This is a genomic window from uncultured Streptomyces sp., assembly GCF_947488945.1.
GTDB lineage: Bacteria > Actinomycetota > Actinomycetes > Streptomycetales > Streptomycetaceae > Streptomyces.
This window is the reverse complement of sequence record NZ_CANLBS010000001.1, coordinates 512,844-525,977: the sequence shown is the minus strand read 5'-3', so window position 1 is coordinate 525,977 and position 13,134 is coordinate 512,844. Positions and strand designations below refer to the sequence as shown.

Genomic DNA, 13,134 nt, shown 5'->3' with positions numbered 1-13,134 from the left:
GAAGCCCGGTAACGGGTGGAGCTGACTGGTACTAATAGGCCGAGGGCTTGTCCTCAGTTGCTCGCGTCCACTGTGTTTGTTCTGAAATAACAACTGGCTGTGTTTTTTCCGGTGTTGTTTGTTTCATAGTGTTTCGGTGGTCATTGCGTTAGGGAAACGCCCGGTTACATTCCGAACCCGGAAGCTAAGCCTTTCCGCGCCGATGGTACTGCAGGGGGGACCCTGTGGGAGAGTAGGTCGCCGCCGAACAATTTTTGTGGGGAACCCCCGTGCCTGGTGGCACGGGGGTTTTCCGCGTTCCGGAGCCATTTCGGCGGTCATGTCGTGGTCAGCCGTACTCCGGTCTCCTGAGCGCCCTCGGGGGCGGCTAAAGAACACGGCCCCCCAATCAGGGCCGCCTTACGGGGTCCGCCTACAACCGGCCCGCAGCTTTGAGGGCGACGTACGTATCGGCGAGCGCCGGCGCCAGTTCGGTGGGCGGGGCGTCCACCACCACGACGCCGCGGCGGCGCAGAAGCTCTGCGGTCGCGCCGCGTTGCTCCTGGGCCTGGACGCCGGCGGCGGCCTCGTACACCGCATCCAGGTTGCCTCTGGACGTGGCCATGTGTGCGACGCGGGGGTCGGCCACCGAGGCCACGACCACCGTGTGTCGTCGGGTGAGTCGCGGCAGAACGGGCAGCAGTCCCTCTTCCACCGGCGCCGCGTCGAGGGTGGACAGCAGAACAATCAGCGATCGCTTCGGCGCGGCGGCGAGGGCGGCCCCGACCAGACCCGCGGTGTCGGTCTCCACCAGCGTCGGCTCCAGGGTGGCCAAGGCGTCGACGACCCGCGCCAGTACGTCCGCCGGCGACGTCCGCCCCTGAACCCGGGCCCGGACGCGACGGTCGTAGGCCAGCAGGTCCACCCGGTCACCTGCCCGCGTCGCCAAGGCGGTCAGCAGCAGCGCGGCGTCCATCGCGGCGTCCAGCCGAGGCTGGTCACCGACCCGCCCCGCCGACGTGCGGCCGGAATCGAGGACGACGAGAACATGTCGGTCCCGTTCCGGTCGCCACGTGCGCACCGCGACCGCGGACTGGCGAGCCGTCGCGCGCCAGTCGATGGACCGGGTGTCGTCCCCCGCCACGTAGGGACGCAGGCTGTCGAACTCCGTCCCCTCACCCCGCGTCAGAGCACTGGTACGCCCGTCCAGTTCACGCAGCCTGGCCAGCCGTGACGGCAGATGCTTGCGGCTCGTGAACGGAGGGAGCACGCGTACCGTCCACGGAACGTCGTGGTGCCCCTGGCGGGCGGCCAGCCCCATCGGACCGAAGGAGCGGACGCTCACCCGGCCGGAGCGCCTGTCGCCCCGGCGCGTGGGGCGCAGGACGGTGGAGAAGCCACGGCGCTCTCCCTCCGGCACCGTCAACCGCTGTCGCGGTGCCTCCACGATGTTCCCGCCCTCGCCACCGCCCGGCAGGGCGCTCGGCGGCCACGCGTCGCGGATCTGGGCACGCAGTGGCCGGACCGAAGGGTTGGTCACGCTGAGTCGCACCTCGGCCTGCTCGCCGAGTCGAACGGATGTGTCACCGGTTCGGGTGAAACGAAGCGTTCGCACTGGTGCTGCCAGGGCGTAGTCACACAGAATGGCAAAGGAAAGGGGGACATTCACCGCGAGCATGCCGGTCCAACTGGGGGCCAGAATGCCTACGGGGAGTGACCCCAGGGCGGCGAGCAGCGCGGCGCGTCCGGTGAGGGCCATGGTCACCTCCTCATCGGGGCACGGGCACGTGGGCGAGCACGGCGGTCAGGACGGAGTCCGCGGTGACTCCTTCCATCTCGGCCTCGGGCCGAAGGTGGATGCGGTGGCGGAGCGTGGGTAGGGCGAGGGCCTTCACATCGTCGGGGGTGACGTAGTCCCTGCCGGTCAGCCAGGCCCAGGCGCGGGCGGTGGAGAGCAGAGCGGTGGCTCCTCGGGGGGAGACGCCGAGTGCGAGGGAGGGGGATTCGCGGGTGGCACGACAGACATCGACGACGTAACCGGCTATCTCGGGGGAGACCTTGACGGTCGCGACCGCTTCGCGGGCGGCGGCGAGGGTCGCGGCGTTCGCCACGGGGCGGATGCCGGCCGCGCGCAGGTCGCGGGGGTCGAATCCCTCGGCATGACGGGTAAGGACGCTGATCTCGTCGGTCCGCGAGGGCAGGGGGATGATCAGTTTCAGCAGGAAGCGGTCCAGTTGGGCTTCCGGCAGAGGGTAGGTCCCCTCGTATTCGACCGGGTTCTGCGTTGCGGCGACGAGGAACGGGTCGGGGAGCGGACGGGGAGTGCCGTCGACGCTGACCTGCCGCTCTTCCATGGCTTCGAGGAGGGACGACTGGGTTTTCGGCGGGGTGCGGTTGATCTCGTCGGCGATCAGGAGGTGGGTGAAGACGGGGCCGGCCTGGAAGGAGAACTCCGCGGTCCGGGCGTCGTAGACGAGTGAGCCTGTCACGTCGCTCGGCATCAGGTCGGGGGTGAACTGAACGCGTTTGGTGTCGAGTTCGAGGGCTGCCGCCAGTGCGCGGACCAACAGGGTCTTAGCGACGCCGGGCACGCCTTCGAGCAGGACGTGGCCCCTGCACAGAAGTGCCACGACCAAGCCCGTGACGGCCGGGTCCTGGCCTACGACTGCCTTGGCGATCTCGGTACGCAGAGCTTCGAGCGAAGCTCGGGGATCGTCGGTGGGCGCGGGCGCGTCATGGGCCGCGGGGGTCCCCGCGGGCTCCGGGGTCGGGGCGCTCATGAGGTGCGCACCTCTCTTTCCAGGGCGTCGAGTTGGTCGGCGAGACGGACGAGGGCGTCGTCGTCGGGCGGCGGGGGGCCGAAGAGAAGACCGGGCAGGGGGTCGGCGGGGACGGAGGGCCGGACGGAGCCGGCGAGCCGGGCCGAGAGGGCGGGGAGCAGGACGTCGGGGGAGTGCGCGTCGCGCGGAGAGACGCCCACGAGGGGGGCGATGCGCCGGCGGGCGGCGGTACGGAGGGAGACGGCGGCCCGGGCGCGGGCGTCGCCCCTGCGGTAGAGGCGGGCCAGGCCCTCGGTGGCCTCGGACGCGCGAATGACCACGGGGAGGTCTTCGACCACCAGCGGGCCCAGGCGCCTGCCCCGCCAGAGCGCGGCGAGCAGGGCCGCGACCGCGAGTTGGAAGGCCGCCCAGAGCCAGCCGGACGGGAGGAGTCCGACGAAGCTCTCACCGTCGGCGGCTGCCGCGTCGCCGCCGTCGGCACCGCCGTCGGTGGCGGTCGGATCCGAGAACGAGGGGAGGTACCAGACCAGATGGGGACGCGAGCCGAGAAGCTGGAGAGCCAGCGAGGCATTGCCCTCGTCGGCAAGACGACGGTTGTGGAGGAAGTCGGGGGAGCCGGCCAGCACGGTGTCGCCCCGTCCCTCCGGGGAGGGGAGGACGAGGAGCGTGGGGAGCCCGTCGGCGGGGTAGCAGGCGGCGGTCCCGGGGGAGCGGGAGCCGGCCGGAGCGTCGTAGCGGACGCCTCCGGAAAGGGCGGATCCGGCGGCGCGGGCGGCCGGGAGGTCGCAGCCGGGGTCCCGAGGGGTGACCTCGGCGGGGGTGGAGGAGACCCGTGCCCCTGGGGCGAGGGCGCGCAGGGCGGGAGTGCCGGGGGCTATCAGGACGGTCCGGCCCGCCGAGTCGGCGACGGAGTTCCGCAGCCGGTCCCGCTGGGACGCGGTGAGGAGGTCCGGTGCCGTGACGAGAAGGGTGGTGGTGGGACCGGCCCCGGCGACGGCGGCGTCCAGGGCGGTGACGACCGTGACGCCGACGCCCCGGTCCTTCAGGAGCTCGGCGACGGCCCTGCTGCCCTCGGGGGCGGCGGAGCGCGGATCGAGCCTGCCGTGGTGCTCGCCGGAACGCGCGGTGGCGAGGGCGACGGCCCCGACGGTGAGGACGAGAAGGGCGAGCAGCGGTCTGCGGGCGCGTTTCCAGAACGCGCCGGGTGGGGCGGAGAGGGACGTCGACGGGGCGGAGGGGGCGGAAGTGGCGGGCCTGCTGCCGGTCGGGGCACTCATGCCCGGTCTCCGGAGGCCGGGCCCGGCGGGTTCGGCAGGTTCGGCGCGAGGGCGCGGGCGGCGGGCAGGTGGGGGCGGGCGTCGCGCAGGGTCAAGTCGAGTGTGCGCAGGCCGAGGTATGCGTTCTGGTCCGCGTCGTGGCCGCCGTACGTGACGTCGTCGAAGGCACGGGCGGCGGTGCGCAGGGCGGTGGCGTGCTCCGGGAGGGTGCGGCCCGCCTCGGCCGCCGCCTCGTCGGCGGTGCGGCCCGGCCGCGGTTCGAGCAGCGTCCGTTCCTCCAGGGAGCGGACCAGGGCGCGCATGCGTTCCTGGACCGCTTCGGTCCAGCGCCGGGCTGCCGCGTGCGCCTCGGCGGCCGCGCGGTGCTCGTCGGCGCTGCGGAGAGCGTTCGCCCCGAACAACAGGTCCGTCCTGGTGCCGGAGACCCGACGCGGGGCGCCCAGACGCCACCACAGCACTCCGGCGATGCCGAGGACGACGGCGGTGAGGAGGGCGGCGCCGAGCGGGCCGTGCGGCGCGGCGCCCGCCGCGGAGTCGAAGAGGTCGCCGAGCCAGGAGAGCAGGGCGTCGAGTCCACGCTGGAGAAGGTTCGGATCGTTCTCGTGGTACATGGGCCGTGACAGCTCGGTCTCGGCCGCTTCCCTGGCGGGGACGCGCGGGATGTCGACCGGTGTGTCACCGGTCGACAGGTATCCGCGCGCCGCCGCTCCCCCCGGAGCCGACACGGCATCAGCCCCCGGTGGTGTCGTAGCCGGGGACCCCGGCGGCCCGTGCGAGGTCCAGGTCGAGGGCCTCGCGGCGGATGCGCCGGTCGATGTAGAGCAGGGCGGCGACCCCCGCGCTGAACGGGTACATCAGCGTGGAGACGACGACGTCGCCGAGGCCGGTCACGACGAGGAAGGTCCAGCTCGGCGCGGGGGTCTCCCCGGAGGCGATCGCGCTGAGGCTCTCGCCGTCGAACGCGGTGGCGATCAGGGTGAACGGGATCGCTATCACCATGGTCAGGATGAAGACCAGCAGGTAGGTGAGGATCAGGACGCCGAACATGCGCCACCAGGCGCCGTCGACCAGTTTGGCCGACCGGCGCATCGCCGCCGTCACCGACTGGCGTTCGAGCATGAGGGCCGGTGCGGCCAGCGTGAAGCGGACCATGAGCCAGACGACGACCGCACCCGCCGCCAGGAAGCCCAGCAGGGCCAGCGCGGCACCGGCGTCGGAGCCGATCAGCAGGCCGGGGAGCAGGCCCACGGCGAGGATCGCGACGCTGATCACGGCGAGCAGCAGAGTCAGGCCGATGAGCTTCGGTACCTGGGGACGGGCCTCGGCCCATGCCTCGGACAGGGTGACGGGCCTGCCCAGGACGGAGCGGCTGACGACGACGGTGAGCACGGAGGTGACGAAGAGCGTCGCGATCATCGTGAACAACGAGACCGGCAGGGTCGACAGGAGCGCCGACTGCGCCGAGTCGAGCGACTGACGGACGATCTCGGCGTCGGTGGCGTCCGGGTCGACGGTGACCGGGTCCGGCAGCAGGAAACGCTGGACGAGGATGATTCCGAGCTGGGAGACCACCGAGACGGCGAGGCTGATGCCGAGCACCGTGCGCCAGTGGGTGCGGATGGTGGAGACCGCGCCGTCCAGGATCTCGCCGACGCCCAGCGGGCGCAGCGGAATGATTCCGGGCTTGGCCGCGTCGGGCGGCGCCCCCCAGTTCTGGCCCCAGTTCTGGCCCGGGTTCTGTTGGCGGTGGGGGCCGGGGTCCGGACTGTGGTGCGAGCCGTGCGGGCCTTCGTCCGCTCCGTGCGCGGCGTGGCCGCTGCCCGCCGACGTGACGCGGGGGCCCGGCGGGGCCGGTGGCGACCACTGGCCGGCCGGTGGCTGTTCGGCGGACCACTGGGGAGCGCCGGGGCCGTCGTCCGCGGGTTCGGAGGGGCGGGGTACGGCCGCCCCCTGCTCGTCGGAGGGGGCGGATCCGGGCGAGGCCCAGCCCGGAGAGTCGTTCATTCTCGCTCCTTCACCGTCCTGTCCGCTCATCGGGGCGGCAGGTTGGCAGCCATCGTGCCACGGGCGGTCGGCGTGCGGTTCGAATCCTCCCTCGTCCCGGTGCCTTCATATGAGGGCCGTTCACCGGGCAGACTGGGCGGATGGCTGATCAGGACGCGCAATCGCGGACGGACAACGAACCTCCCGCGCTCTCCGTACTCCGTTGGGAGGAGCCTCCCGAGGGCCCCGTGCTGGTGCTGTTGGACCAGACCCGGCTCCCCGCCGAGGAGGTCGAGCTCGTGTGCACCGACGCGCTGGTGCTGGTGCGGGCGATCCGGACACTGGCCGTCCGGGGGGCGCCGCTGCTGGGCATCGCCGGGGCGTACGGGGTGGCGCTCGCGGCGGCACGGGGGTTCGACGTCGCGGAGGCGGCGCGCCTGCTGGAGGACGCGCGCCCCACCGCGGTGAACCTGGGGTACGGGGTGCGGCGGGCCGAGCGGGCCCACGCGGCGGCGCTGGCGGCCGGCGCGGGTGCGGCGGGAGCCGCGGCGGCGGCGCTGGCCGAGGCGCGGGCGCTGCACCGGGAGGACGCCGGGGCGAGCGCGCGGATGGCGGCCCACGGCCTGCTGCTGCTGGACGAGCTGCTGCCGGGGGGCGGTCACCGGTTGCTGACCCACTGCAACACCGGGGCGCTGGTGTCCGGCGGCGAGGGCACGGCGTTCGCCGTGGCGCTCGGCGCGCACCGGGCGGGCCGGCTGCGGCGGCTGTGGGTGGACGAGACGCGTCCGCTGCTCCAGGGGGCGCGGCTGACGTCGTACGAGGCGGCGCGCGCCGGGATGTCGTACACCCTGCTCACGGACAACGCGGCAGGGTCACTGTTCGCCGCGGGGGAGGTGGACGCGGTGCTGATCGGGGCGGACCGGATCGCGGCCGACGGGTCGGTGGCGAACAAGGTGGGCAGCTATCCGCTGGCGGTGCTGGCGAAGTACCACCACGTTCCGTTCCTCGTGGTGGCGCCGACGACGACGGTGGACGCGGCCACGCCCGACGGGGCTTCGATCGTCGTGGAGCAGCGCCCCGGCCAAGAGGTGACCGAGCTCACATCGCCGCGGTTCGGGCCGGCCGGCGGCGAGGTGGGCGGGATGGCCGTCGCACCCCTGGGAACCCCGGCGTACAACCCGGCGTTCGACATCACGCCACCGGAACTGATCACGGCGATCGTGACGGAGGAGGGCGTCATTTCGCCGGTCACGAAGACCGGGCTGGCCGAGCTGTGTGCCAGGTCACCGCAGACAACGATGAGCTAATGGGATGATGTCGATTATGAAGGGACGCGTCCTTGTCGTCGACGACGACACCGCACTGGCCGAGATGCTCGGCATCGTGTTGCGTGGAGAAGGTTTCGAGCCGTCGTTCGTAGCGGACGGCGACAAGGCACTTGCTGCATTCCGTGAGGCCAAGCCGGACCTGGTGCTGCTGGACCTGATGCTTCCCGGACGGGACGGCATCGAGGTCTGCAGGCTCATCAGGGCCGAGTCGGGTGTGCCGATCGTGATGCTCACTGCCAAGAGCGACACCGTGGATGTGGTGGTGGGCCTGGAATCCGGGGCCGACGACTACATCGTCAAGCCGTTCAAGCCGAAGGAGTTGGTGGCCCGGATCAGGGCACGCCTGCGGAGGTCCGAGGAACCCGCGCCCGAGCAGCTGACCATCGGTGACCTGGTCATCGACGTGGCGGGCCACTCGGTGAAACGGGACGGGCAGTCCATCGCCCTCACGCCGCTGGAGTTCGACCTGCTGGTCGCGCTCGCCCGCAAGCCGTGGCAGGTGTTCACCCGCGAGGTGCTGCTGGAGCAGGTGTGGGGCTACCGTCACGCCGCTGACACCCGGCTGGTGAACGTGCACGTCCAGCGGCTGCGTTCCAAGGTCGAGAAGGACCCGGAGCGGCCGGAGATCGTCGTGACCGTGCGCGGTGTCGGCTACAAGGCCGGACCGAGCTGACATGACCCGAGGCAGCACCGCTTCCGGCCCCGGGGAGCCCGGAACCTCCGCGGAGCGGGCTGCCGGCCGGGGACGCGGGGGTTTCGGCAACGACAGGTTCCGGCGCGGCGGGTTCTTTCGCGCCGCTCCCGGTTCGGCGGGCCCCTTCCCGCGTCTGCTGATGCGGTGGGTGCGCCGTCCGGCGCTGCCCGCGGTCCGGCTCTGGCGGCGCAATCTGCAGTTGCGGGTCGTCGCCGGCACCCTGCTGATGTCCCTGGGCGTGGTGCTGCTGCTCGGCTTCGTCGTCATCGGGCAGATGCGCAACGGCCTGCTCGACGCGAAGAGCAAGGCCGCCCAGACCCAGGCCGCCGGCGGTTTCGCGGCCGCCCAGGAGAAGGCGAACGAGCCTCCCACCCCCGGGCAGGGCGGCGGCGACGCCGACGGGATGACCGCCAACACCTCGTGGCGCACCGACCTGGTCGACCAGCTCGCCAGCGGGGGGAAGAACGCGTTCAACGTGGTGGCCCTCAGCGCGGACTCCGTGTCCGAGGGGGTCGGCAGCCGCGCGGCGCGCGGTTCCGGGAGCGTCGAGGCGTCCAGCGTTCCGGAGCGGCTGCGGGCGGAGGTGGACAAGGGGCCCGGCGCGTTCCAGACGTACTCCCTGATCCGTTATTCCTACGGCAAGGAGTCACAGCCCGGACTCGTCGTGGGCAAGCGCCTGTACGACATCGACCACAACCCGTACGAGCTGTACTACCTCTTCCCGCTCACGCAGGAGGAGAAGTCGCTGGCACTGGTCAAGACGACGCTGGCCACCGCCGGGCTCTTCGTCGTGGTGCTGCTCTGCGCGATCGCCTGGTTCGTGGTGCGGCAGGTCGTCACGCCGGTGCGGATGGCGGCGGGTATCGCCGAGCGGTTGTCGGCGGGCAGGCTCCAGGAGCGGATGAAGGTCACCGGTGAGGACGACATCGCCCGGCTCGGCGAGGCGTTCAACAAGATGGCGCAGAGCCTGCAGCTGAAGATCCAGCAGTTGGAGGAGCTGTCGCGGATGCAGCGGCGGTTCGTCTCCGACGTGTCGCACGAACTGCGTACGCCGCTCACCACCGTGCGGATGGCGGCCGACGTCATCCACGGGGCGCGGGTCGACTTCGATCCCGTGACGGCCCGCTCCGCCGAACTGCTGGGCGACCAGCTCGACCGCTTCGAGTCGCTCCTGTCCGACCTGCTGGAGATCAGCCGGTTCGACGCGGGCGCCGCGGCGCTGGACGCCGAGCCGATAGACCTGCGGGGGGTGGTCCGCCGGGTCATCGGCGGGGCCGAGCCGCTCGCCGAGCGCAAGGGCACCCGGATCGTGGTCGTCGGCGACGAGCAGCCGGTGATAGCCGAGGCGGACCCCCGGCGGGTCGAGCGGGTGCTGCGCAACCTGGTGGTCAACGCCGTCGAGCACGGTGAGGGCCGGGACGTCGTGGTGCGGCTGGGGGTCGCCCAGGGTGCCGTCGCGGTGGCCGTCCGGGACTACGGCGTCGGGCTGAAGCCCGGCGAGGCCACCCGAGTCTTCAACCGTTTCTGGCGGGCAGATCCGGCCCGCGCGCGCACCACGGGCGGTACGGGTCTGGGACTGTCGATCGCGGTCGAGGACGCCCGGCTGCACGGGGGGTGGTTGCAGGCGTGGGGCGAGCCCGGCGGTGGTTCGCAGTTCCGGCTGACGCTGCCGCGTACGGCGGACGAGCCGCTGCGCGGGTCGCCGATACCGCTGGAGCCCGAGGACTCGCGGCGCAACCGGGCGGAGCGGGAGCGTGCCGACGCGGCCGTCGCCGCCGGGCTGCGGACCGCCTCGGTCCCGCAGCAGCCCGGCGCCGGCGACCGGGCGTCGCTGCCCGGCGGCCGCGCCGCCGGGCGCACAGCGCCGGCGTCGGTGCATCCGGCGGCGTTCCCCGGAAGCGGTGCCCGGGTGGTCGCGCGTCCGGGCGGCGGGTCGTCCGCCGATCCACACGTTCCGGACCGGGAGGACACCGACCGTGGGCACTGACCGCGAAGGCCGCGCGGCCGGGGGCGGCGTACGCTCCGGCCGGGCGAAAACCGGCGGGGCGGACACCGACCGTGGGGGCGTCGGGCGGGCCGCGCGGACGGCCGTGCTGCTGGGCTGCGGCCTCGCGCTGCTGACCGCGTGCGGCGCGATGCCCGTCAGCGGTGACGTGAAGGCGGTCGACGCCTCGCAGGCCGGTGACGCGCAGGTGCAGGTGTACGCGGTGCCGCCGCGGGAGGGCGCGCTGCCGAGCGAGGTCATCGACGGCTTCCTGGAGTCCATGACCAGTGACGACCCGGACTTCCGGACGACGCGCAAGTACCTGACCAAGGAGGCGGCCCGCGCCTGGCTGCCGAGCCGCCGCACCACGGTCCTCGAGAAGGCGCCGAACCGGACGGGCCCCTCGCTCCAGGACAGCGAGAGCCGGAGCACGGAGACCACCTACACGCTGACGGGCCGCCGGGTGGCCGAGGTGGACGCGCAGAGTTCCTACCGGCCGACGGTGCCCACCGACTACGCGCAGACGCTGCACCTGGTCCGGGAGAAGGGTGCGGACGGCAAGGAGGAGTGGCGGATCGGCGCCGTGCCGGACGGCCTGGTGCTCGGCCAGTCGGACTTCACCCGGCTCTACCGGTCCGTCAACACCTACTACTTCACGACCGGCACGGCCGGTGCGGGTGGCGGGCCGACGCTGGTCGCCGACCCCGTCTACGTGCGCAACCGCACGGACCCGGTGACCCGGATGGACACGACCGCGCAGGCGATCCGGACGCTCCTGGACGGGCCGACGGAATGGCTGCGCCCGGTGGCCGCCACCCGCTTCCCCACCGGTACGGCGCTGCGCAAGGGGGTCACCGCGCTGGCCCCCGACGACCAGGACGTCCTCACGGTGCCGCTCGACGCGAAGGCCGCGAAGATCGGCCGGGGGGTGTGCCGGATGATGGCCGCCCAGGTGCTGTTCACCCTGCGCGACCTGACGTCGGCCCGGGTGGACCAGGTGGATCTGGAGAGCACCGGCGGCACGCTGTGTTCGCTGGCCTCGGACGAGGCGCAGGAGTACGCCCCCGGGGACGGCTCGGGGGGCCCCGACAGCCAGTACTTCGTCGACGACCAGGGGCTGGTGGAGCGGATCGCGGGCGGCACCGCGGGCAGCGGCGACCCCGAGCCGGTGGCCGGTCCGCTGGGCGACGGGGCCGTGAAGCTGGGCACCGTCGGTGTGGCGCGCGACGAGAGCCGGGCGGCGGGCGTCTCCGCGGACGGGGCGCGGCTCTACGTGGCGTCCGTCGAGGAGGACTCGGAACTGGGCGTTCCCCTCGTGAAGAGTGCGGCGGCCGCGCCGGAGGACCGCCTGTCGGCGCCCAGTTGGGACGACCGGGGCGACCTGTGGGTGGCCGACCGCGATCCCGCCGGGCCGCGGCTGCTGCGGCTGGTCGGCGGCACGGGCAAGCCCCGGGAGGTGCGGGTCGCCGGGCTGCACGGCGAACGCGTCGAAGCGCTGCGGACGGCGGCCGACGGGGTGCGGATCGCGCTGCTGCTGGAGAAGGACGGCCGGACGACGCTGCAGATCGGCCGGATCGAGCGCACCGGGAGCGGTGAGGACGAGGTGGTCTCGGTGCGGGACCTGCGGCAGGCCGCGCCGCAGCTCACCGAGGTCACCGCGATGTCCTGGTCCGGCCGCAGCCGTCTCGTCGTGGTCGGCAAGGAGGAGGGCGGCGTCCAGCAGGTGCGCTACGTGGAGGCGGACGGTTCGACGTCCTCCTCCGGCGTGCTGCCGGGGGTCAACCAGGTGCAGACGATCGCGGCGGCCGACGACGAGTTGCTGCCGCTGATGGCCGACACCGAGGACGACGGCATCGTGAAGCTGTCACCGGGCGACAACTGGCAGACGGTGCTGAAGGAAGGCGCCTCGTTGGTCTACCCGGGCTGACGGGACCGGCTCCCGCGTCCGGCCGTCCCGCGTCCCATTGGCCTGCGTCCGGCCCTCCCGCGTCCCGTCGGCCTGCATCCGGCCGTCTCGCCGGCCTGCGCATCCGGCTTTCCCCCGTGTCCGGCCGCCCCGCGCCTCCCGGCGGCCTGCGTAAACGGCCGTCCCGCGGTCCGGCCCGATCCGGCGCGAGGTTGTCCACAGGCTCTGTCCACAGGTGTGGCGGACCGCACGGGCGCCGGGGACAGTGGACGGATGCGGACTTGGTGGCGGGAGATCTCCGGGCTGGTCCTGCCTGCGGCCTGCGCGGGCTGCGGCAGGCCGCGTACGGAGCTGTGCGGGAGGTGCGGGGCCGTGCCGGCGAGCGGCGTGCCGTGCCGGGTACGGCCCTCGCCCGCGCCGCCCGGTCTCCCCGAGGTCTTCGCGGCCGCACCGTACGACGGAGCCGTACGCGCCGTTCTGCTGGCCCACAAGGAACGCGGTGGCCTGAGCCTCGTCCGGCCGCTCGGGGCAGCCCTGGCGGCGGCCGTGGAGGCCGCGTCGGGGCCGGTGGCCGGGCGCGCGGTCCCGGTGCGGCCGCTCGCGCTGGTGCCGGTGCCGTCCGCGCGGCGGGCGACGGCCCGGCGCGGACACGATCCGACCCGCCGCATCGCGCTTGCCGCCGCCGCGCGGCTGCGCCGGGGCGGAACCGGGGCGCTGGTGTGCTCCGCTCTGCGGCAACGGCGGGCGGTCGCGGACCAGGCCGGGCTGGACGCACGCCGGCGGCGGGCCAACCTGGCGGGCGCGCTGTACGTCCCGGCGGGGGCCCGGCGCTTGCTGGCGGGGTGCCGGGTGGTGGTCGTGGACGACGTGCTGACGACCGGGGCCACCCTCGCCGAGGCCGCGCGGGCGCTGGGCGCCGGCACGGTCTGTGCGCAGGGCGCCGGCACGGTCTGTGCGCGGGGCCCGGGGCGGGGGCGTGCGGAGCCGGGGAAGGCGCCGGTGGGCGGCGTCCGGGCGGCCGTCGTGGCCGCGTCCCCGTCCGCCTTCGAAATAAACCCGGAAACGAATGGGAAAGACCATCGTTGCAGGTGGTGAGGGAGGAAAGACACCTGATCGGGGGTACGCGCGAGTAGCGGGTGCCGAGACCGCGGTGCACAGGCTATGTTCGGTGGTGGGAAAAGGATCGATGAATCCTCGCCCACG

At 73.2% G+C, this 13,134-nt stretch carries 10 protein-coding genes and 1 rRNA gene; 6 read left to right on the top strand and 5 right to left on the bottom strand.

The window, feature by feature from the left end:
• Positions 1–132 precede the first annotated feature (132 nt).
• Positions 133–249: ribosomal RNA gene (gene rrf / locus Q0994_RS02175) — 5S ribosomal RNA — on the top strand.
• A gap of 163 nt (positions 250–412) precedes the next feature.
• Here rrf and Q0994_RS02170 read toward each other — a convergent pair.
• Genes Q0994_RS02170 through Q0994_RS02150 form a run of 5 tightly spaced genes read right to left on the bottom strand, consistent with a single transcriptional unit; the run spans position 413 to position 6,040 of the window.
• Positions 413–1,738: a DUF58 domain-containing protein gene (locus Q0994_RS02170; protein ID WP_299528097.1), complete on the bottom strand. Its 1,326-nt coding sequence runs from the start codon at positions 1,736–1,738 to the stop codon at positions 413–415.
• A gap of 10 nt (positions 1,739–1,748) precedes the next feature.
• Positions 1,749–2,759, bottom strand: a complete 1,011-nt coding sequence (locus Q0994_RS02165) for a MoxR family ATPase (protein WP_299528095.1) — start codon at positions 2,757–2,759, stop codon at positions 1,749–1,751.
• Positions 2,756–4,036, bottom strand: coding sequence for a DUF4350 domain-containing protein (locus tag Q0994_RS02160; protein WP_299528093.1), 1,281 nt, complete (start codon positions 4,034–4,036; stop codon positions 2,756–2,758). The genes Q0994_RS02165 and Q0994_RS02160 overlap by 4 nt, the downstream gene beginning before the upstream one ends.
• A complete protein-coding gene (locus Q0994_RS02155; RefSeq protein WP_299528091.1) occupies positions 4,033–4,761 on the bottom strand; it encodes a DUF4129 domain-containing protein in 729 nt (242 codons plus the stop codon). Before Q0994_RS02155 ends, Q0994_RS02160 begins: the two co-directional genes overlap by 4 nt.
• A gap of 4 nt (positions 4,762–4,765) precedes the next feature.
• Positions 4,766–6,040 (bottom strand): glycerophosphoryl diester phosphodiesterase membrane domain-containing protein, encoded by a 1,275-nt coding sequence (locus Q0994_RS02150; protein ID WP_299528089.1) that lies wholly within the window; start codon positions 6,038–6,040, stop codon positions 4,766–4,768.
• A gap of 140 nt (positions 6,041–6,180) precedes the next feature.
• Between Q0994_RS02150 and mtnA the strand changes: the two genes are divergently transcribed.
• From mtnA to Q0994_RS02125, 5 genes are all read left to right on the top strand, one after another.
• Positions 6,181–7,326: an S-methyl-5-thioribose-1-phosphate isomerase gene (mtnA, locus tag Q0994_RS02145; protein ID WP_299528087.1), complete on the top strand. Its 1,146-nt coding sequence runs from the start codon at positions 6,181–6,183 to the stop codon at positions 7,324–7,326.
• A 4-nt stretch (positions 7,327–7,330) separates the two neighbouring features.
• Positions 7,331–8,020, top strand: coding sequence for a two-component system response regulator MtrA (gene mtrA / locus Q0994_RS02140; RefSeq protein ID WP_187740742.1), 690 nt, complete (start codon positions 7,331–7,333; stop codon positions 8,018–8,020).
• A 1-nt stretch (position 8,021) separates the two neighbouring features.
• Positions 8,022–10,028 carry an MtrAB system histidine kinase MtrB gene (gene mtrB, locus Q0994_RS02135; protein ID WP_299528082.1) on the top strand — a complete coding sequence of 669 codons (2,007 nt, stop codon included), beginning with the start codon at positions 8,022–8,024 and terminating at the stop codon, positions 10,026–10,028.
• Positions 10,029–10,176: 148 nt separating this feature from the next.
• On the top strand, positions 10,177–11,952 hold the full coding sequence (locus Q0994_RS02130; RefSeq protein ID WP_299528153.1) for an LpqB family beta-propeller domain-containing protein: 1,776 nt from the start codon (positions 10,177–10,179) through the stop codon (positions 11,950–11,952).
• A 252-nt stretch (positions 11,953–12,204) separates the two neighbouring features.
• Positions 12,205–13,026, top strand: a complete 822-nt coding sequence (locus tag Q0994_RS02125) for a ComF family protein (protein WP_299528080.1) — start codon at positions 12,205–12,207, stop codon at positions 13,024–13,026.
• The last annotated feature ends 108 nt before the right edge of the window (positions 13,027–13,134 follow it).